We start from the raw sequence: 17,980 nt of genomic DNA, 5'->3' as shown, positions 1-17,980 counted from the left end.
GGGTTAGCCATTAGAAGTCTCCCGGCGCGACTTGGAAGCACGGGACGCCAGCGGCACGCCACATGGCGACAACGCGATCGCGATCGTCGAACGTCGCGACAAGGCGCTTGCGGTCGTCCACCAGCATTCCGTCCAGCCATTCGCGTTTAACGATGTCGTCTGCGCGGTGGTCGCCTTCTTGCCGCATGGTCAACGCAAGCTCTAGGTCGTGCGACATAAAGCTGGTGTGTTCGGCCAGCCACGCCACGGTTTCTGCGCGGACTTCCTCGCTCCGGCCGCTAAAAATCCACACGTCCGCGAAATGGCGTAGACGCTCCATCGTGGCGATGACGGCAGGAATCGGGCGATCTCGGACGCAGGCCGCGTAGAACTGGCGCCAGCGTTGCGGGTTGTATGTCTCGGCGAGGTAGTGCGTGCGGTGCTGACAGTCCGCGAGCGTGCCGTCGAGGTCGAAAATGTATAGAGGCTTCATCCCTTGCTCTCCGGCTCGGCGGCGGTGCGGACGACTATCTCGGCGTATTTCAGGATCGCTAAGCGAAGCGGCACTTTCGTGTTGTTGAACAGCAGCGCGCTCTTTTCCGGACAGTGTTCGATAAACGTCCACGCCGCATCGTTCAGTGCGCCGCCCCATTGGATCGCGTCTCGCGTCCAGTCCTCCCCACCCTTGCCGGCCTCCAGTGGCGCGCTCGGTGCTGCGGTGGGGCGGGTGGCGAGCGGGCAGTTAAGTGGCTGCACGGCTGCGCCTGCACAATCGCCGTTGCATATCGGGCAACCTTCCTCCACCGCCCGCGCATCGTCCGACAGTGGCGCAGCCGCGTGACCGGCCTCCCAACCCTTGCGGAACGTCTCGGCCTTGTCGTCGTCCGACAGTGGCGCGGGCTGCTCGGGCGGGAAATCTTCCGGCTTAACGTGCCACGCAAGCGGCGTGCCCGGATAGCACAACACGTTGCGGTCGGCATCGCGTAACGCTCCCGTGTCGGTATCCGGCGTCAACACCAGACCGACCTGCGCGCTGCTCGGCGTGGCGGCTTGTGGACACATTTCGGGCTTACCGTGCGCGCGGGCATAACAGACGCCTGCCTCATCGCAGCCGACACCCATCGTGCATCCTGCCGTGGCGGCTTGTGGCGCGGGCGGGGCGAGGGCGGCGATGGCTTCGATCAGCTTGCGGCGCTCGCGGTGCATGGCGTGATACGTCTCGGCGTCGTTTGCTTCGCCGTGCCGCTCTGCCGCAGCCGCGAAATGGTCGAGCCGGCACGCAAGCCGAACCTCAATCTCCAGCGCACGCAGCACCTCGCTAGGGGCGTCAGTCATGGGGCACCTCGGACGGGGCCGGCGGGGCGGCTGCATAGAGCTTCGTGCCGGGTGGCAGCTTCATGTTGTCGACGAGCCAGCGCGTCGTTCGGCACGGATGGTCAGCGACCGAGCAGCCGTCAAGAATCGCGACGGCCTCACCCCCAACCCGGCGGGCAATCTCGGGGGCGGCAAGCGCGTCCTGCAAACGATCAAGCGCAGCGCGAACGATCGGATCAGGTCCGCAGATTTCGACGTGCTGCGAAACCATCCGCAGATCACGTAGCAGTTCGTGCTGGACGTTGGGGGGTGCGGTCATGCGGATTTCCTCATGGCATTCGTTAGCCAGGACGGCGCGTTTGCCGCCGGTCGCGGTTGTTCGCGAAGCGCGGGCGCTTCCTCGGTGAAGCGGTGTTCCTTGATCTCGGGGAACTTGTCCGTCTCGTCGACGACGATCACGCTCGGGCGTCGCAGATGCGGCGATGCCGCGATGGCTTCTTCGACAGAACGCGGGCACGAAGCGTCCGCGCGCGTCTGCCACCAGCGCAGCGCTTTCGCGCGTGCCAGGCCGCTGTGTTCGACGCAGATCCACTCGTGGAACTGACGCAGGCCGCAGTGGTACGTGACGCGCAGCGAGGGCGTCTTACCGGGCTTGCTATGCCGCGCGTAGCTCACGCCGCCCACGCTGTGCTCGGTGACACGTCGCGGCTTGTCGATCGACAACACGGGCGCGTCGACGGGCCGCTCAGCGTGTGCGGGATCCGCACTGCCGAACTCGTGGCCGCACTCGGGGCACATGCGAATGCCGAGCGCGAGCAACGCGCCGCAGCCGCATTCCTTGACACGTGCCGTCTGCACGGTTGCGGCGTCGCCTTCGAAGCGCGCGCGACGGACCTTGATCTCGTCGACGGGCCCGTGCTCAAGCACGTTGCCGGCGTAGTCGAGGACGAGACAATCGGCTTTGCCGTCCGCCAGGCGCAAGCCGCGGCCGACCTGCTGGTAGTAGAGGCCCGGCGACTTCGTCGGACGCAGCATCGCGACGCAGTCGATGTGGGGGGCGTCGAAGCCTTCCGACAGCACGTTGACGTTGACCATCGCGCGCAGTCGGCCGGACTGGAAGTCGGCGATCTGACTCTCGCGGTCGGCCTTCGCCGTTCCAGCGTGCACCAAGCCTGATGCGACACCACGCGCCTGCAGCGCGTCGCGCACGTGCTCGGCGTGGCCGACGTTGACGCAGAAGACGATCCACGCGCGGCGATCCGCAGCGCGTACGCACAGGTCGTCCATCGTGCGCGCGATCAGCCCGGCGTCGTCCATGCGTGCCGCGAGCTCGGCCTCGACGTACTCGCCTCCGCGCGTGTGCACGCCGGCCAAGTTCGGCAGCTCGCCGGCACGCGACACCAGGCGCGACAGATACCCGCCGCGAATCAGGTCCGGGATGCGCGCTTCGAACGCGATTTCGGTGAGCACGTTGTCCGCACCGCACACCGGGACCGCCGCGCCTTGCAGTCGATACGGCGTGGCTGTGAGGCCGACGACGCGCAGGTTCGGGTTGATGCGCCTGCAATCCCGAATGAACTGCAGGTACTGGCCGTCACCCTTGAGCGGGATGCGGTGCGCTTCGTCGATGAGCAGGATGTCGAAGTGGCCGAGCGACGTGGCGCGGCCCGCGACGGACTGGATCTGCATCACGAGGATGCGGTTGAACCGGTCGCGCCGGCGCAGGCTCGCGGCGTACACGCCGACGTCGGCCTCCGGCCAGATGGCTTTGAGCTTCCCTTCGTTCTGCTGCACAAGCTCTTGCACGTGCGCCAAGATGCCAACGCGGCCCTGCCAGCGTTCAACCGCTTCGCGTGCGATCGCGCCCATCAGCGGCGACTTGCCGGCGCCGGTAGGCAGCACGAGCGCGGGATTGCCGTCCGCGGCGCGCAGGTAGGCCCACAGCGCGTCGACGGCGGACTCCTGGTACGGGCGAAGCTGCATCACGCGGCCTCCCCGAACGCGCCGCTGGTGAATTTCGCGTTGCACTCGCGGCGCAGGCGCTTGAAGTCTGGGTGCACGAGGACCGTCGGGTTTGCCGCGAACAGCTCGGTCGACAGAAAGCTCTCCGGGCCCCACGGTCCATTGCGGAACGTCTCGCCCGACGCCATGCGGTACTCGACCCATTCCTCAGCTTCGGAGGCGTCGACCGCTTCGCCCCAGCGCGCGAGAAGCGCGGGGACGTAGCGGTGCTGCTGGCAGCCTTCGGCCTGGACGTCCGTCGGGATGTCGTCGAAGCCGTGGCGCGCGCAGGACCAGCGCCCGTCGCCGTCCATCTCGGGCGTCGAGTGCAGGCAGTTGCGGCAGTTCGGCTGCGGCAGCTTGGTGGAGTGGCACACGGTGGCCGCGGGGCAGAACTTGCACCGGTAGTCGGCCGCGTCATTGGCGATGCGCGGAAGCGGCTCGGCGGCGCGGATGATGCGCTCCGCCTTCGCCTCCAGGCGTTCGCCAGCGTCCTTGTCCGCGTGGATGCGCTCGGCGTACAGCTCGTCGGTGTCCTTGTTGACGGCGATGTACTGCGCGCGCTCGAGCTGCGCCCAGCGCATGTAGATCTGCATCTGCGCCCAGTGCTCGGGCTTCGCCTTTGCGACCCCGTCGCGGGCGAGCGTCGCGAACGACTTCGCACCGTGCGTCTTGAATTCGAGGAGGTGATAGGTCTTCGGCGCTTCCGGCAGGCCGACGGCGACGCCATCGATGCCGCCCGCGGCGTGGCCGGCGACGGCCTTGAAACGGAACTGCTGGCCGCTCTGCGGGTCGACGTCCCACACTTCGCAGCCGATGCCGCGCAGCTCTTCGATGAAGCGCGGCTCTTCGCGGTGACCGCGGTCGAACAGGCGCAGCATGCGGCCGTCGAATTCGCGTGTACCGGTGCCGCACCAACGGAACGAATACCAAAGCTGGCGCTCGCACTCACGGCCGATGACGCTCCCGCCGAGGTACGTACGCGGGCGCTCTGTCTTGTTCTCCCACCAGGCGTAGATCGCGCTGACGAGCGGACTGACAGTCACCGATTGCGGCAGGCTGGCCATGCGGATGCTCTGAGAAGAGGGCGGTCGCGAACGACCGCCAAGAGAGAAAGAAGTCGCCGGTACACCGTCAGGCCGCCGGCACGGCCTCGAGGAGAGGGCGAGGGGAGCGCCCCGCTGCGGTGCTCAGCTCAAGCGGTTACGCGGCGTTGCGGCGCTGCCAAGGGGCAGCCTTAGAAGGGGGCGTCGTCGTCTGTGATCCTGACGCCCCGGACGCGTTTCCCGCGCCACCTTCCGAAGCCTTCCACGCGCGGATCTCGTTGCGATCGCGGTCCGTGACCGTGCCCGCGCGCGAGCCCTTCGTGATCTTCGTGCCGGCCGGAATCATCTCGACGCGGATGACCATCGGCTTGCGGTGCAGGTCCGCCGAGTCGCGCGGGTTGAGCACGCCGGTTGCCTGGCGGATTGCGGCGAAGTCGCGGTTCGCGATCTCGACCGCCTTCTCGTTTGCGTTGATCAGGTTCAGGCGCGCCCACACCTTGCGGCCCTTGTACGGACCGTCGATCACTTCGTGCGTGAGTTCGAGGAACTCGCCGGTGTTGTTGCTGGTGGGCTTCATGTCGCTGTCGACGATCACGACGTCGTACTCGCCGGTGGGGATGCAGCCCATGTCGGCGGATGCTTCGGCTTCGGGGTTGTAGATGCCGTTCAAGTTGGCCATGTGCGTGTTCTCGGTTTGCGGTGGTTGGTGCAGGGGAGGCTGACGCCGCGGCGTGCGCGGAATCTCGCCTTTTTCGTCAGGCCGCCTGCGCAGCGGCAGTGGGCGGATTGAGGGCAGCGGCGAACGCGTCCCACTCGAGCGGAAGCACGTCGGGGAGGTCGTAGCGATTGCCGGCGATGAAGCTCGGCTTGGCGTTCGTCTGGACCACGCGGCGACCGGTCGACACGCCGCGAGCGCGGACGTTCTGGCCGTTTGCCTCTTTGCGGATCGCCGTCTCTTCCTGGGCGAACAAGATGGCGTCGGCCCACTCGACGATCAGGCCGAGCGCGCCCTTCTGCATCTTCAGTTCGTAGCGATCGAACGCCTCGGAGTCCGGGGCCTCGAAGCGCTTGACCGCGCTGTGTGCGATCAGGATGACGACCATGCCGCGGTCGTTGCGCAGGCCGTTGAGGCGGTCGAGGAAGTCGCGCCACACGGCGTTCGCTTCGATGTAACCCTTGCCGAAGCCCGGCGCCTCGATCGACGCCCAGTTGTTCTTATGGCAGACGTGCTGCCAGATCAGCGGTTCCAGCCAGTCGGTCGAGTCGACGACGACGGTGCCGAAGTCGTGGTCGTCGTTGGCGAGCACGTCGAGCGCCTGCAGCACGTCGTCATAGGTGCGCAGCGGCGCGCCGCCATTGAACGCCGCGACACCATCGATGCCGGACAGGCCATCTTCGAGCGCGATGAAGATCGGGTTGAACGCGCCCGCGGCAAACGTGGTCTTGCCGACCTTCTGCGCGCCGTGGATGACGACGCGGGGCGGTGCGCTGTTGCGAGTGGTGCGGCTGATGCTCTTGAGGGAAATGGCCATGTGCAGGTTCTCGGTTCGTGGATTCAGGCGGCGCGGCGACGCTCATCGGCGATCGTTTCGATGCGCACGCTCGGCTTCGCCGGCCGCGCGGTGATCGCTTGGGCGAGCACGGCGTACGTGTCGGGTTCGTTGTTGCGCAGGTAGCGCAAGCCCGTCAGATCGATCGACGGCTTGTAGTCGATGGCGCGGAAGTACAGGCCCGACGGCACCTTGTCGCGAATGGCTTCGAGCGCTTCCCGATCCAGCGTGCGATTCACGCTGAATGTCACGAACGCCTTGAAGCTCTCGCCTTCTGCTTTAACGCTGCCTTCGTCCTTCGCTTCGACGAGCTCGACGATTGCGGTTTCGATGGCGATGCGCGTTTCCTTCGCGCGGTCCTCGTCTTCCTTGGCGCGCATCAGCGCGAGGCACAACGTGTCCAAGCGGGTGTTCATGCGGACCTCAAGTCATCGGTGGAGCGTTCGGAGTCGGCGCACGCCTCGGCGGCGTAGCGCTCGTGCGTGGAGCGCGCGAAGCGTTGGTTCGCGAACACGACGGGCTGGTACGCCCGGAATGCGTGCACGCGCTCTTCGTTCGTTGCAGGACGGCAGGCACGCGGCGCGCGACCAAGCGGCACGCGCTCAAGGGAGAGACGCAGCAGGCTCATGCGGAAGCTCCGTGGAAGGCGGCGACCGTTCGAATGACGCGGAGGACGAACACGGCGGTCGCAACGAAGACCGTGACGCCGATGCACACCCACACGAGGCGCGCAGGGAGCGGCGCGCGCTCGGTGCTGGCATAGGGCTGACCCACGTCGCCGCGGCTCACAGCTCGGCTCCTTCGCGGCCTGTACCGAGCGCCGGTGCAGGCGTCGCGTCGGCGAGGCGCTGACGGTGTGCGGCGAGGCCCTTGCGCGCGGTCGCGACTTCTTCCTTCGTCGGCGCGTTGAACTCGCCCGGCTCAGCCGGCGCGCGGCCGAAGATCGCGAGGAAGTTGTCCTCGAGGTGCATGAGCGGATTCATGCCGCCACCGCCCACGGCATCGACGCCATCGACGCCATCGCGAGGCTGCAGAAGTGATCGAAGAGGAAGGCCTGGAACGCGGCGACGGCGTTGAACTCGACCGTGGCGGACTTGCTGAGCCACGGCGCGCGGGTTGTGATCTCGCTACGCAGGACGCCGTGGGCGGTCGTGGTCGCGTTGATGAAGTCCATCGCGAGCGCACCACGCTCGGCGGCGCTCAGTGCGTGTTCCCACGCTTCGAAGGCTTCACAGGTGCGGCAGGTCGGCAGGTCGCCGCCAGCGCAGGTGCAATAGTTCCGGTGCGGATGCAGGCTCATCGTGTCGGGCTCCGTGCCTGTTGAGTGGGCACGGATCCACAGTAAACACGATGGCGACTGCGGTCAACAAGCCGTGTACTCACGGCGTGTAGTTTCCGACGAGCGGTCAACAAAAAGCCCGCCGGTGGGCGGGCTTCACGGCAACGCGGTGTGCGTTAGCGGCAGGCGGTCTCGCCCTGCAGCCAGCGCGGGATCATGGCCGCAACCTGCGAGGCGAGCGGGTTCTTCGCTTGTCGCACTTCGACGAGCGAGCCTGTCGTCGCAGGCTTTACGAGCAGCTGCAGGATCGGGCCGGTCGTCGAGCTCACCGGGTTCTGCTGGTACGTCAGGATGATCTCGCCGCGGTCGTTGTAGAGCTGCCCGTCAATCGAGCTCGCAACGAAGCCGCCGACATCCGCGCACGCATGCATCTGCACGTTGATCGTGCGATACGCGTCTTGCCACGGCGCCGCGCTGGTGAGCGTCGACGGCGCAACGGTTTCGAGCGACGCCAAGTTGTCCGGCACGCACGCCGCGAGAAGGCAGGGCAGGGCGATCAGCAAAAGGCGCTTCATGCTTGCGGCCCTCGCATGCCTTCGATCGCACGCGTGAACACGTACGGCACGATCGCGAATGCGCACGCGAGCGCAGCACCGGCGCCTTGCTTCGGCGCGCTATCCGCGTTGAGCGCATCAATGATCGAGATTCCGCCGATCAACGCGCCTAGCAACGTCACCACCCAGCAAATCACAATGAACGCTCGCATCGTTTCCTCCCCTGGTTGTTAGAGCAGACCGGCTTCGTCGAACGGCACTTCGTCGCGGATTGCTTTGACGCAGTCGGTCACGTACTGAAGCACTGTGCGCAACTCGTCGTCCGGCATCTCCTCGAGCAGCGCGTATCCCTTCATTCTGCGGCGCGCGTAGGGCTCGATCGGATAGACGCCGAACCACATTCGGATCTCGTCGCACGCCCAGACGCGCTCGTCGTCGGACATCGTGCGACCAGGCTTCGGCGGCAGGTCCGCCGTCGTGATCAGCCGTAGCTTTGGCCGCGGTGGCGCGCCAAGAATGCGCCGCGCGATCTGCGACTCAAGATCCTCCAATTCCCCGCTGTCCGACATCTGACTGTTCCTCCCCATCGAGTTGTTCAAGGAGCCATTGGCTCAACTGGACAAGATTCGATTCCCGGGGTTGTCCCATGCGTGCGTACACGCCGGTGATCAAGTCGATGTGTTTGGACGCGACGAACTCGCGATCCCACAAGGCGAACTGACGTTCCAGGAAGCGAACTGCTCGCTCAAGCCTGTCGGGGTCCAGTTGCTCGGAGTGAGACGCCTTATCCAGTGCGGGTTGCAGGCGGTACTCGTGAGAAACCTCTTTAACTTGCATCCCGCCGCCGGCCTGATAACGCGCCAGCTCATCGGGCGTCATCGGCTGCTCGCCCTTGCCGGTGTTGAGCCACGCGATGTCGGGGCCCGCCGAGGATCTCGCGAACCTTCTGCTGGCTCGGCCAGCCGATGCGGCCTCGCTTGCGCCAGTTATGGACGATCTGCTGGCCGCCCTCGGGGTCGACCAGGTCCGAAAATTCCTTGTTGGACATGCCGCGCGCGCGAAGGATGTAGTCCAGCCGCTTCTCGAACGTGTCCCAGTAGTGAGGCAAATCAACCATCCGTTGACTTTCACCTCGCCACTCGTCGGCTGGCAATCTCCAGCGCGTGGACTGGGCGGCCTCGGCTATTGACGAGTCAATACACGTGGTGTGTACTGGCGTGGAGTCCAGCAGCCCGGCCATCTCCATGACAGAACCCGCCAGCAGCGGAATCGCGGCCCTCGAGGCAGCGTTGAGCGCGGCCGGCCTGACGCAGGTCGAGCTCGCAGAGCGCGTCACCTCCATCTCAAAGGTGCCGTTGACGCCGCAAGGCGTGCACAACTGGTTCGCCCGCGGCGTCATTCCGCCCGGCCGCTGCCTGCCAGTCGAGCAAGCACTCGACGGCCTGGTTACCCGATTCGAACTGCGCCCCGACGTCTTCGGTGAGCCGCCGCACGCAACGCTCGACGAGGTCGCGTGACATGACGGCGCGCGCCTGTGCGGTTTCGAAGCTCAACACGTTCCCTGTCCCGTTGTTCATGGCGCGCATCCTCGTCTCAGGCGCCGAGATCAACAACGTTCGTATCGAGGCCCCGTGAACATCGTCGACGCCGCCCACCGAACCGTGCACGCCTATCCGGGCGGCTCGGAGTCCCTTGCACCTCGGATCGACATGTCGCCGGCCGTGCTGCGCAACAAGGTCAATCCGAACAACACGACACACCACCTATCGCTCATCGAAGCCGACGAGCTGATGGCGGTGACGGGTGACGTGCGGATCCTGCATGCGCTCGCCGATCACCACGGATACGGACTGCACAAGCTCGAATGTCCGGCCGACGGCGGGAACGTGCTGCAGACGCTGCTCGTCGCTAATGCGTCGCAAGGCGAGTTCGATCGCGTGCTGCAGGAAGCGTTGGCCGACAACGTCATCACGCAGAACGAGATGAAGGCGATCGAGCACGCCAGCGTGTCGCAACGCGAAGCCCTGCTGTGCCTGCTCGCGCGTCTCCGTGAATTTTCAATGGGGCAGGGCGGCGCATGACTTCTTCGAGCCGCACAACCAACGCGCATACAGCGCCCCAACGTAATCACATCACGCGTGTCGTTTGCGTCACGTGGAGGCGGCCGTAATGAGTGCAGACCCTCTGGATATCGCAGCGGATCGCGCCGAGCACGAGCGCGAGACCGCCATTCGACGCCATCTGCAGCGCGCCGACCGGCCGAGGTCGCTGTGCGAAAGCTGTGGAGAAAATCCGGTGCATGTCACGACGAACGGCACGCACTGGCGCTTCTGCGCGGAGTGCGCTGACGACCATCTGCGCCTCGTGCGCGAAGGGCAAACGGCGTGACGGCTGCGCCCAACCTCCAGGAGGCCGCGCGCTTTCTCGCCCTCCTGGACGAGGGCGCCGACGGCTTTTGCTTTCGCGTCTTCGATGACGACGAGGCGCGCAAGGATCCTCACCGCGCGCGCAAGTTCACGGGCGAGATCGACCGACTCGGAGGCATTCTCTCGCGCGCGAACGAGGACCGCTGCGGTGTGTTCGTCGTCGTCAACGAGGGCGGGCAGGACGCCACATCGATCAGCCGCGTGCGCGCGGTGTTCGCAGACCTCGACGGCGCGCCGCTTGAGCCGACCCTCGCGTGCGGACTCGATCCGCACATCGTGGTCGAGAGCAGCCCGGGCAAGTGGCACGTCTACTGGCTCGTCGACGGCTTGCCACTCGATCAATTCGCAGCCGTGCAGCGTCGCATCGCCGCGGAGTTCAGCGCGGACCCCGTAGTCGTCGACCTGCCGCGCGTCATGCGCGTGCCGGGCTTTGCGCACTGCAAGGGTGAGCCGTACCTCGCGCGCATCATCCACGAGTCCGGCGCGTTGCCTTACACCGCAGAGACGGTCCTCGCGCGCTTCCCTGCCGACGTGCCGACGGCACCAGCCGTCGCGCACGCTGCGCCGCTCGGCACCGTCGTCGAGATCAATCGGCACGCGTCGATCCTCAAGGAGACGCGCTTCCTCGCGCACGACGTCGCCAGCGGCCACATGACGCGCGACGAAGCGCTGCAGATCATGCGCAACCGCGTCGCGATCGGGCGGTACACACGCGACGTACCGGACGACGAGATCACCCGCGCGCTCGACGGCGCGCTGCGCCTGTCGCACGCTCAGCCCGCTCCCCAAGTGACGCCCACCGCCGACCCGCGGTGGGGCTTCGTCTTTGCCGACGAAATGCTCGCGCACCTCGGCCCTACAAAGTGGCTGGTGCAGAAGCTGATCCCCGAGGACTGCACGGGCGTGCTGTACGGCCCGTCCGGCTCGCTCAAGAGCTTCGTCATGATCGACATGGCGCTCGCCATCGCTACCGGTACGCCGTGGCAGGGCAAGCCGACCAAACAGCGCACGGTCTTCTATCTGGCGGGCGAGGGCGAGCAGGGCTTCGCCAAGCGGCTCGCGGCGTGGTGTGCCACGCGCGGGCTCCCGCCGCCGACGACGTTCGCCTTTCGCCAGATCCCGCGACTGCAGGACATCAGCGACCTCGACCGCCTGATCGACGTGATCCGCAGCATCGAGGAGGAGCGCGGACAAGCGGGCCTGATCGTGATCGACACGCTGTTCACCGCACTCGACGGCGGCGACGAGAACAGCGGCAAGGACATGGGCCAGATGATCGCCGCGATGAAGCGGCTGCGCGTCGAGTTCAAGGCCGCGGTGTTCGCTGTGCACCACACCGGCAAGCAGGGCGACACGGCGCGTGGGCACAGCTCGCTGCCGTCCGGCATGGACGTGATGCTCTACGCCAAGCCGGGGCCGGTGCCGCTGTCGGTCGAGATCACGAACCCGAAGCAGAAGGACGGCGCCGAGCATCCGTCGCTGCTGCTGCAGGCAAACGTGCACCAGCTCCCGATCGTGGGCGAGGACGGCGAGCACGAGACATCGCTCGTCCTGTCGAACCCGGCCGGCGACGTCCTGGCCGCGCACAAGGCGCGCACGAAGGTCACCGAAGAGACGACAGCGAAGGTCCAGTCGGCGCGGCGCGAGGAAGACGAAGCGGCCGATCGGATCAAGGCGTACGCCCTCGAACGGCTCGCCGAAGGGGCCTCTTTGGAGGTGCTCGAACGCGAGATTTTCGACCTCGCGGAGCGCCTCGGATTTCCAAAGCTGGCGCGCCGGAAATCGACCCTTGGAAATTGGAAGAAGGAGTCAGGGTTGTGAGCGTAAACCATTGTTCCGTAAGCATTTCCAGCATTTCCAACGTTTCCAATTGGGGCTTTTTGGAAATGCTGGAAGCCTATTTCCAACGTTTCCAACATTTCCAAGCCTCCCTTAAGGGAGGCTGGAATTTGGAAATTGGAAGGCCGGTCGTTGGAAGCGGTGGATTCGGTCCTGCTGTGAGGGTCGGGCAATGACCCGCCAGCTCGAGCACGTTGAAGCCGTCCTGCTCATGCGCTGGGTCCGGGGCATGGAGGGCGACTACCCGGAGCTCGCGTTCTTCGCGGCCGTGCCGAACGGCGGCAAGCGCGGCATCAAGACCGGGCGCGACCTGAAGGCGGAGGGCGTGCGCCGTGGCGTGCCCGACTACCTGTGGCCGTGCACCCGCGGCGGCTACTGCGGCCTCGCCATCGAACTCAAGACCGACACCGGACGCGCGAGCCCTGAGCAGCGCGCCTGGCTGGCCCACCTGCGGGCGCAAGGCTGGCGTGCGGAAGTCGCCCGCGGCTGGGAGCAAGCCCGCGACCTGGTCCTCGACTACCTCGCGCTGGAGGCGCTCGCTGCATGACCTACCTCATCGCACTCGCGCTCGTCGCTGGCGGCGCACTGATCACCACCGCGGCTATGCGCGCCGCATATCGCGCTGGCTGCCAAGCCGGCACCGATCGCACGGTCGGCGCGCTGCGCTGCCTGCAGGACCAGCTCGAGCGCATGGGCGCAACGCAGGCCGACGTCATCGGCGCAACCGCAAACGAACTGGAGGATCAACCGTGAGGACGGAACACACCTGCGGGCGCGTCGGCGTCCACACCCTCGACGAGATCGCGCACAAGGCCGCGACATTGCTGCTCGAGTTCAAGCGCCCGTGGGCGCTAACGATGGACCCGGAAGGGCTGGTCATGCTCGAGCGCCCGCAGCACGCGCATCCGGACGACCTGCTCGGCGTGTTCAACGGCACGGCCGGGCTGCTCGGCACGTCGCGGCTCGTGCTCGACGAAGTGCGCCACGCGGTGAAGCAACGCCCGCCGCGCGAGCGTACGCAACGTCGCGTCCTGCAATCGATGCGCCCGAAGCGCGCCGCCTGACAACCTGGGGAGGGACCATGGGCACCAAGACGCAAAGCGACACGCACACCTACGAGCGCCCGGCGTTTCGCGAGCGCGTCATGGCGCTCGCCGGTTCGTCGACATGGCGCGAGCCCGTCGAGGGGCGGGGCACCGACACGCGGCGCATTCCGACCGTGCACCTCGTCGCCGCGGCACTCGCGTTCGGGCGACGCGGGCCGACCGACATCGGGCCGGACATGGCGTGCGACCTCGCGACCGATCGCATCGGGCACGCTGTACGCATCACGCGCGAGCTGCGCATCGCGATGGGCCGCGACCGTTCGCGCATCGTGCGCCGCGCTGCGCCGTGGCTGCAGGTGATCGCCGACAGCGGGTACAGGGTCGCGATGGGCCTGCAGTGCCTGCCGTGCCCGGAAGACCTGGACCCGGACGACTACGCGCTGCTGGTCGCGGCCGCCGAGCGGATCCTGCTGCGGGCGGCGGACGAGGCGGTGTCGAACGCGGAGCGCGCGCAGGGCTGGCGGCGCGAGGTGGCGTAGGCGATCGGCGCCATGGCTTCACATGCAGGTGATATCTTTTTCTGATATCATCAACTCATGAAGAAGAGCCACCAACGGACGCTGGAACTGATCTTTTCCCGTCCGGTCCCGGGTGGCATCAAGTGGCGCGACATCGAATCCCTGCTAGCGGCGCTAGGTGCAGAGGTTGAGGAGCGCGAAGGCTCGCGCGTTGCGATCGTTTGGAACGATCAAGTCAAAGTCTTCCATCGTCCGCACCCGAGCCCGGATACGGACAAGGGAGCGGTGGTCAGCGTGAAGAAGTGGCTCGAAGAGCACAAGGTGAAGCCATGAGTGAACTGAATACGATGCAGATCGGCGATTACGTCGCCGTGGTTGCGTTTGATCCTGAGATTGAGATGTTCCGCGGCGAGTTCACCGGTCTAAACGGTGGCGCTGACTTCTACGGCGCTTCAATCGATGAGCTGCGCGCAGAGGGCGAGACGTCGCTTCGAACATTTCTCGACGTCTGCCGCGAGCGCGGCATTGAGCCCATGAAGAAGGCCGCGTCGAGCTATCCGCTCCGCCTACCGGAATCCATCAAGGCGGCCGCGGACATTGCGGCGCGCGCTCGCAATATCAGTTTCAACAAGTTCGTTGAGGTTGCGCTAGGTCACGAGCTTTCCGGCTTAGCCGAGATGATGCGATCGGCTGCGGGTGGCGCAACGATTGTTGTCGGCTCGGGTAGGACAGCGAAGGTCAAGAAGACCGCGACGAAGAAAGTCGCCCCCCGCACCAAGAAGGTGGCTTCGTTTCGCAAGACGAAGGTGAAGGGACGCCTGGAAGACGAGAAGCGCGCGCCGCCTGCGAGAAAGGTTCACATGGCTTGAGCGCCAGTCCTTGACTCGGCCATTACGCCGTGTAGCGTGACCCCAGACTGGATCACTACGCCCCGCCTTTGTGCGGGGCGTTTTTCGTTTGAGGCCGAGCGCATCGCGCCGGCAACGACTACGCCGGCCGCGGCCTTGAACCCCGCTGAAGCTGCCCCTGGGCACGCCGGCACCTCTGAGGTGCGCATGACCCTTCCGACCGACGCGGCCGAGCGCAAGGCGCTCCCGCTGTTCTCCGGCGTGCTCGCCTACTTCCCTGATGCGCTCGCCGCTGTCGCGGAGCTGTCGGCGAAGGGCAACGATCAGCACAACCCAGGCGAACCGTTGTACTGGGCGCGCAGCAAGTCAGGCGACGAGGCAGATGCGCTGGTGCGTCACCTGCTCGAGCACGGCACGGTCGACACCGACGGCATCCGCCACTCGGCAAAGGTCGCGTGGCGTGCGCTCGCGCTGCTGCAGAAGGAACTCGAAGCCGCAGGCGCACCGCTAGCGCGCGGCGCGAGGCTGCCCGCATGAACTGCCCGCACTGCGAGGGCCGCGCCAAGAAGAACGGCGCCGGTCGCGCACGTTGCCTTGAGTGCCGGCGCAGCTTCTACGTCGACAGCGAACGTCGCAATGCATTGCTCGAGGAGGCCGCACTCGCAAAGCAGGGCCACGCGCCTGACCACGACATGCACCACACGGTGCCTGCCGGCTACCTGGTCAAGGGTGTTTCGACCATGTACGACGGCGACGGCAACGTCCGCGCGCAGTGGGTGAAGTCGGCGATCGATCCCGACCAGCAGGAAGCGATCCTGCAGGCCGCACGAGAAGCGTTCTGCACCGACCTTCCGCAAGCCGAGCCGCGCAAGCCTGAGGGCGACCGCTGGCTCAAGCATCTCCTCGCGGCGTACCCAATCGGCGACGCGCACATCGGCATGCTGAGCTGGGCGGCCGAGACGGGTGAGGACTGGGATCTCGCGATTGCAGAGCGCATCCAGTGCGGCGCCATGCGCGCGCTGGTCGAAGGTGCGCCGCCGACGGCGAAGGCCGTGATCATCAACCTCGGCGATTGGTTCCACTACGACAGCATGGAGCCGGTCACGTCGCGCAGCGGCCACGTGCTCGACTCCGATGGGCGCTACGCCAAGATGATCGGCGTCGGCATCAAGGTCATCCGCCAGTGCATCGAGTCGGCGCTGATGAAGCACCGCGAGGTGCACGTAATCAACGTCGTTGGCAACCACGACGACACCGGCGCGCTCTGGCTGGCTGCGGCGCTCGCGCACATCTACGAGCGCGAGCCGCGCGTCACTGTCGAGCAGAGCCCGGCGCCGTTCACCTACTTCCGCCACGGTCGCACGCTGGTCGGGTGCCATCACGGTCATAGCTGCAAGGCCGACAAGCTGCCGGGCGTCATGGCGGCGGATCGTCCGCAGGACTGGGGCGCGACCGAGCACCGTTACTGGTGGCTCGGCCACGTGCATCACCAGTCGGTCAAGGAATACCCGGGCGTCTCGGTTGAGACGTTCGGCACGCTCGCCGCGAAGGACGCCTACGCAACCGCGGGCGGCTGGCGTGCGGCGCGAAACATGAAGTGCATCGTGCTGCACGAAGAGCACGGTGAAGTCGCGCGGCACACCGTTAACCCGGCGATGTTGAAAGCCGCATGAGCTTCGCGCTGCAGTTCCTGCTCGTGACGTGCGCGATGTTCCTCGTCGATGTCTGCTGGGCGCGGTACATCGCCAAGGTCGGCGAGGGCAAAGCGCTGCCAGCGGCTACGTGGTCCGCGCTGATCATGCTCTGCGGCGCATTCGCGACGATCAGTTACCTGGACGACAAACGCCTGTTGGTCGCCGCGATCCTCGGTGGTTGGCTCGGCACGTACACCAGCGTCCGCCTCGGGAAGAAGTGACATGCCGCGTCCGGTCGAGGAAGTCGTCGCGATCCTGCGCGACCTGCTCGATGCGGCTGAGCGCGGAACGGTAACCGACGTGTTCGTCGTGTACCGCGAGAAGACCGGCGAGTACGGCTCGGCATTCTGGACGTTCGACCTCGACGACCTGCTCGTGCAGATCGGCACCGAAACCATCTACATCCGTGGCCGCGTGGAGCGTCCCGATGACTCACGCCATTAGGACTGCATCCGTGAAAGATCAGATTGTTGCCGACCTCGGTGCGGAGAGTCTCCGCGCTGCGCCGGCCGTCACCATGTCCGCGGCATCGGCTGTCGGGCTGACCGACTTTCTTGGACCCGCGCAACTGCTCGTGTACGCGCTCACCGCATTGCTGATCGGCCTGCAGGCTGCGTACCTGGTGTGGAAGTGGCGCCGCGACATGCGGCAGAAGGCGCCGGAATGAGCCGGCCCGTCTACGCCGGCGCGGCGCTGAGCGTCCTCGCACTCGCGGGCGCCATCGTCGCGCAGTGGGAAGGCGTGAAGTACGCGCCCTATCGCGACAGCGTTGGCGTGCTCACTGTCTGCTACGGGCACACGGGCCCGGACGTGCGAGAGGGCACGACGTACACGCCTGAGCAGTGCGACGCGCTGCTGCAGGCGGACATGGCGATTGCACGCGCTGCGGTGAATCGCTGCCTGCCGATGCCGAAGCTGGTGCAGGTCGAGGCGGCATTGGACTCGCTGACGTTCAACGTCGGTCCCGTCGCGGTGTGCGGTGAGCAGTCGACGATCCGCCGCAAGGCACTCGCCAACGATTGGCCGGGCGCGTGCGCCGCGATCGATCTCTACAACAAGGCCGGTGGACGCGAGTACCGCGGCCTCACGTTGCGCCGCGGCCATGAGCGCGCGGTGTGCGAACGAGGTGCTCGATGACCAGCCGAACCAAAGTGGCTGTCGGCGTGATCGTCATCGCGTCCGTTGCCTTGTTCACCGGCTACGCGACGTTTGACCAATGGTCGACGTTCGTTGCGCACCTCATCGCCGGCGTCGCGCCATGAACTGGCTGCACCTGTGGCAGACGCTTCTGGCGTGGCCGGTGTGGATCAAGCTGGGTGTCGTCGCTGCGGTCGCGGTGGTCGCAGTGTTTCCGACTGCGTTGGCTGCTGTGGGGCGCTTCGTGCGTCTGGCGTGCTCAACGGAGCTCGGCCGCGCTGTGCTGCTGATCACCGCGGCCATTGTGGTGTGCCAGTTTCGCGCCGCTTCTGCCTTTGCCGATGGCCGTGCCGTTGAGCGCACCGCGCAAGCCACGCGAGCCCAAGACGCCGCCCTGAAGTCGGCGCAACGCGAGCTCGCACTCACCGCGGCCGCACGCGACGAAGAACGCAAGCACGCCGCCGAACTGGCGCAGCTCGACGCCCAGCACGAGAAGGAAATCCGAGATGCCACGACTTCGCGCGATCGCACTATCGCTGACCTGCGCCGCGGTGCTCTGCGCCTGCGCCCCGAGTGGAGCTGTGCGGCCAACACCGCCACCGCGCCTGCAGGAGATTCCAGCGGAGCGGTGGACGCCGCCGAGCTACGGCGCCAAGGGGCGGCAGATCTTGTTCGACTCCTCGACTCCGCCGACGCCGACATCCGGTACTGGCAAGGCGTCGCCCGCGCCGACCGCGCCGTGAAATGAA

The 17,980-nt window shown here is 66.4% G+C and carries 34 protein-coding genes; 18 read left to right on the top strand and 16 right to left on the bottom strand.

Features of this window, described 5'->3' with window-relative positions:
- Positions 1-10: 10 nt before the first annotated feature.
- The 16 genes from ACVWZN_RS09760 to ACVWZN_RS09685 all read right to left on the bottom strand — a co-directional run bounded on the left by ACVWZN_RS09760 (position 11) and on the right by ACVWZN_RS09685 (position 8,840).
- Positions 11-472: a phosphatase domain-containing protein gene (locus tag ACVWZN_RS09760; protein WP_456953650.1), complete on the bottom strand. Its 462-nt coding sequence runs from the start codon at positions 470-472 to the stop codon at positions 11-13.
- Positions 469-1,314, bottom strand: coding sequence for a hypothetical protein (locus ACVWZN_RS09755; protein ID WP_456953649.1), 846 nt, complete (start codon positions 1,312-1,314; stop codon positions 469-471). The genes ACVWZN_RS09760 and ACVWZN_RS09755 overlap by 4 nt, the downstream gene beginning before the upstream one ends.
- Entirely contained in the window at positions 1,307-1,612 is a 306-nt protein-coding gene (locus tag ACVWZN_RS09750; protein ID WP_456953648.1) for a hypothetical protein, read from the bottom strand. Before ACVWZN_RS09750 ends, ACVWZN_RS09755 begins: the two co-directional genes overlap by 8 nt.
- A complete protein-coding gene (locus tag ACVWZN_RS09745; protein WP_456953647.1) occupies positions 1,609-3,276 on the bottom strand; it encodes a DEAD/DEAH box helicase in 1,668 nt (555 codons plus the stop codon). The genes ACVWZN_RS09750 and ACVWZN_RS09745 overlap by 4 nt, the downstream gene beginning before the upstream one ends.
- Complete coding sequence (locus ACVWZN_RS09740) at positions 3,276-4,361, bottom strand: hypothetical protein (RefSeq protein ID WP_456953646.1); 1,086 nt, start codon at positions 4,359-4,361, stop codon at positions 3,276-3,278. The genes ACVWZN_RS09745 and ACVWZN_RS09740 overlap by 1 nt, the downstream gene beginning before the upstream one ends.
- A gap of 136 nt (positions 4,362-4,497) precedes the next feature.
- Positions 4,498-5,019 carry a DUF669 domain-containing protein gene (locus ACVWZN_RS09735; protein ID WP_456953645.1) on the bottom strand — a complete coding sequence of 174 codons (522 nt, stop codon included), beginning with the start codon at positions 5,017-5,019 and terminating at the stop codon, positions 4,498-4,500.
- Positions 5,020-5,095: 76 nt separating this feature from the next.
- Entirely contained in the window at positions 5,096-5,872 is a 777-nt protein-coding gene (locus tag ACVWZN_RS09730) for an ATP-binding protein (protein ID WP_456953644.1), read from the bottom strand.
- A 23-nt stretch (positions 5,873-5,895) separates the two neighbouring features.
- Positions 5,896-6,306 (bottom strand): DUF7173 family protein, encoded by a 411-nt coding sequence (locus ACVWZN_RS09725; protein ID WP_456953643.1) that lies wholly within the window; start codon positions 6,304-6,306, stop codon positions 5,896-5,898.
- Positions 6,303-6,518 carry a hypothetical protein gene (locus ACVWZN_RS09720; protein ID WP_456953642.1) on the bottom strand — a complete coding sequence of 72 codons (216 nt, stop codon included), beginning with the start codon at positions 6,516-6,518 and terminating at the stop codon, positions 6,303-6,305. Before ACVWZN_RS09720 ends, ACVWZN_RS09725 begins: the two co-directional genes overlap by 4 nt.
- 157 nt (positions 6,519-6,675) lie before the next feature.
- Positions 6,676-6,873 (bottom strand): hypothetical protein, encoded by a 198-nt coding sequence (locus ACVWZN_RS09715; protein ID WP_456953641.1) that lies wholly within the window; start codon positions 6,871-6,873, stop codon positions 6,676-6,678.
- Positions 6,870-7,190 (bottom strand): hypothetical protein, encoded by a 321-nt coding sequence (locus tag ACVWZN_RS09710; protein ID WP_456953640.1) that lies wholly within the window; start codon positions 7,188-7,190, stop codon positions 6,870-6,872. Before ACVWZN_RS09710 ends, ACVWZN_RS09715 begins: the two co-directional genes overlap by 4 nt.
- 155 nt (positions 7,191-7,345) lie before the next feature.
- Positions 7,346-7,744, bottom strand: coding sequence for a hypothetical protein (locus ACVWZN_RS09705; protein WP_456953639.1), 399 nt, complete (start codon positions 7,742-7,744; stop codon positions 7,346-7,348).
- A complete protein-coding gene (locus ACVWZN_RS09700) occupies positions 7,741-7,935 on the bottom strand; it encodes a hypothetical protein (protein ID WP_456953638.1) in 195 nt (64 codons plus the stop codon). The genes ACVWZN_RS09705 and ACVWZN_RS09700 overlap by 4 nt, the downstream gene beginning before the upstream one ends.
- Before the next feature lie 18 nt (positions 7,936-7,953).
- Complete coding sequence (locus ACVWZN_RS09695) at positions 7,954-8,292, bottom strand: hypothetical protein (protein WP_456953637.1); 339 nt, start codon at positions 8,290-8,292, stop codon at positions 7,954-7,956.
- Positions 8,261-8,602 carry a hypothetical protein gene (locus tag ACVWZN_RS09690; RefSeq protein WP_456953636.1) on the bottom strand — a complete coding sequence of 114 codons (342 nt, stop codon included), beginning with the start codon at positions 8,600-8,602 and terminating at the stop codon, positions 8,261-8,263. The genes ACVWZN_RS09695 and ACVWZN_RS09690 overlap by 32 nt, the downstream gene beginning before the upstream one ends.
- Complete coding sequence (locus ACVWZN_RS09685) at positions 8,589-8,840, bottom strand: hypothetical protein (RefSeq protein WP_456953635.1); 252 nt, start codon at positions 8,838-8,840, stop codon at positions 8,589-8,591. Before ACVWZN_RS09685 ends, ACVWZN_RS09690 begins: the two co-directional genes overlap by 14 nt.
- Positions 8,841-8,967: 127 nt before the next feature.
- On the opposite strand from ACVWZN_RS09685, the gene ACVWZN_RS09680 reads away from it, so the two are divergent.
- The 18 genes from ACVWZN_RS09680 to ACVWZN_RS09595 all read left to right on the top strand — a co-directional run bounded on the left by ACVWZN_RS09680 (position 8,968) and on the right by ACVWZN_RS09595 (position 17,979).
- Positions 8,968-9,240: a YdaS family helix-turn-helix protein gene (locus ACVWZN_RS09680; RefSeq protein WP_456953634.1), complete on the top strand. Its 273-nt coding sequence runs from the start codon at positions 8,968-8,970 to the stop codon at positions 9,238-9,240.
- A 114-nt stretch (positions 9,241-9,354) separates the two neighbouring features.
- On the top strand, positions 9,355-9,804 hold the full coding sequence (locus ACVWZN_RS09675; RefSeq protein ID WP_456953633.1) for a phage regulatory CII family protein: 450 nt from the start codon (positions 9,355-9,357) through the stop codon (positions 9,802-9,804).
- A gap of 88 nt (positions 9,805-9,892) precedes the next feature.
- Positions 9,893-10,111, top strand: a complete 219-nt coding sequence (locus ACVWZN_RS09670) for a hypothetical protein (RefSeq protein WP_456953632.1) — start codon at positions 9,893-9,895, stop codon at positions 10,109-10,111.
- Entirely contained in the window at positions 10,108-11,970 is a 1,863-nt protein-coding gene (locus ACVWZN_RS09665; protein WP_456953631.1) for an AAA family ATPase, read from the top strand. The genes ACVWZN_RS09670 and ACVWZN_RS09665 overlap by 4 nt, the downstream gene beginning before the upstream one ends.
- 190 nt (positions 11,971-12,160) lie before the next feature.
- Positions 12,161-12,535 carry a VRR-NUC domain-containing protein gene (locus ACVWZN_RS09660; RefSeq protein WP_456953630.1) on the top strand — a complete coding sequence of 125 codons (375 nt, stop codon included), beginning with the start codon at positions 12,161-12,163 and terminating at the stop codon, positions 12,533-12,535.
- Positions 12,532-12,741: a hypothetical protein gene (locus tag ACVWZN_RS09655; RefSeq protein WP_456953629.1), complete on the top strand. Its 210-nt coding sequence runs from the start codon at positions 12,532-12,534 to the stop codon at positions 12,739-12,741. Before ACVWZN_RS09660 ends, ACVWZN_RS09655 begins: the two co-directional genes overlap by 4 nt.
- Positions 12,738-13,052, top strand: a complete 315-nt coding sequence (locus ACVWZN_RS09650) for a hypothetical protein (protein ID WP_456953628.1) — start codon at positions 12,738-12,740, stop codon at positions 13,050-13,052. The genes ACVWZN_RS09655 and ACVWZN_RS09650 overlap by 4 nt, the downstream gene beginning before the upstream one ends.
- A gap of 17 nt (positions 13,053-13,069) precedes the next feature.
- The gene (locus ACVWZN_RS09645) at positions 13,070-13,573 is read left to right on the top strand and encodes a hypothetical protein (protein WP_456953627.1); all 504 of its coding nucleotides are present in this window, start codon (positions 13,070-13,072) and stop codon (positions 13,571-13,573) included.
- A 57-nt stretch (positions 13,574-13,630) separates the two neighbouring features.
- Positions 13,631-13,885 (top strand): type II toxin-antitoxin system HicA family toxin, encoded by a 255-nt coding sequence (locus ACVWZN_RS09640; protein ID WP_456953626.1) that lies wholly within the window; start codon positions 13,631-13,633, stop codon positions 13,883-13,885.
- Positions 13,882-14,421 carry a type II toxin-antitoxin system HicB family antitoxin gene (locus ACVWZN_RS09635; RefSeq protein ID WP_456953625.1) on the top strand — a complete coding sequence of 180 codons (540 nt, stop codon included), beginning with the start codon at positions 13,882-13,884 and terminating at the stop codon, positions 14,419-14,421. Before ACVWZN_RS09640 ends, ACVWZN_RS09635 begins: the two co-directional genes overlap by 4 nt.
- Before the next feature lie 186 nt (positions 14,422-14,607).
- Positions 14,608-14,937, top strand: coding sequence for a dATP/dGTP diphosphohydrolase domain-containing protein (locus ACVWZN_RS09630; RefSeq protein ID WP_456953624.1), 330 nt, complete (start codon positions 14,608-14,610; stop codon positions 14,935-14,937).
- Positions 14,934-16,073 carry a hypothetical protein gene (locus ACVWZN_RS09625; protein WP_456953623.1) on the top strand — a complete coding sequence of 380 codons (1,140 nt, stop codon included), beginning with the start codon at positions 14,934-14,936 and terminating at the stop codon, positions 16,071-16,073. The genes ACVWZN_RS09630 and ACVWZN_RS09625 overlap by 4 nt, the downstream gene beginning before the upstream one ends.
- Positions 16,070-16,315, top strand: coding sequence for a hypothetical protein (locus ACVWZN_RS09620; RefSeq protein ID WP_456953622.1), 246 nt, complete (start codon positions 16,070-16,072; stop codon positions 16,313-16,315). Before ACVWZN_RS09625 ends, ACVWZN_RS09620 begins: the two co-directional genes overlap by 4 nt.
- A 1-nt stretch (position 16,316) precedes the next feature.
- Positions 16,317-16,538, top strand: coding sequence for a hypothetical protein (locus ACVWZN_RS09615; protein WP_456953621.1), 222 nt, complete (start codon positions 16,317-16,319; stop codon positions 16,536-16,538).
- A 10-nt stretch (positions 16,539-16,548) separates the two neighbouring features.
- Positions 16,549-16,761 (top strand): hypothetical protein, encoded by a 213-nt coding sequence (locus tag ACVWZN_RS09610; protein ID WP_456953620.1) that lies wholly within the window; start codon positions 16,549-16,551, stop codon positions 16,759-16,761.
- Positions 16,758-17,231 (top strand): lysozyme, encoded by a 474-nt coding sequence (locus ACVWZN_RS09605; RefSeq protein WP_456953619.1) that lies wholly within the window; start codon positions 16,758-16,760, stop codon positions 17,229-17,231. The genes ACVWZN_RS09610 and ACVWZN_RS09605 overlap by 4 nt, the downstream gene beginning before the upstream one ends.
- Positions 17,228-17,356 carry a hypothetical protein gene (locus tag ACVWZN_RS09600; protein WP_456953618.1) on the top strand — a complete coding sequence of 43 codons (129 nt, stop codon included), beginning with the start codon at positions 17,228-17,230 and terminating at the stop codon, positions 17,354-17,356. The genes ACVWZN_RS09605 and ACVWZN_RS09600 overlap by 4 nt, the downstream gene beginning before the upstream one ends.
- On the top strand, positions 17,353-17,979 hold the full coding sequence (locus ACVWZN_RS09595; protein ID WP_456953617.1) for a lysis system i-spanin subunit Rz: 627 nt from the start codon (positions 17,353-17,355) through the stop codon (positions 17,977-17,979). The genes ACVWZN_RS09600 and ACVWZN_RS09595 overlap by 4 nt, the downstream gene beginning before the upstream one ends.
- Position 17,980: the final 1 nt, after the last annotated feature.

The organism is Lysobacter sp. HA35 (assembly GCF_054061195.1).
The sequence above is the reverse complement of the archived record's forward strand: the minus strand, read 5'-3'. Positions and strand labels throughout refer to the sequence as shown.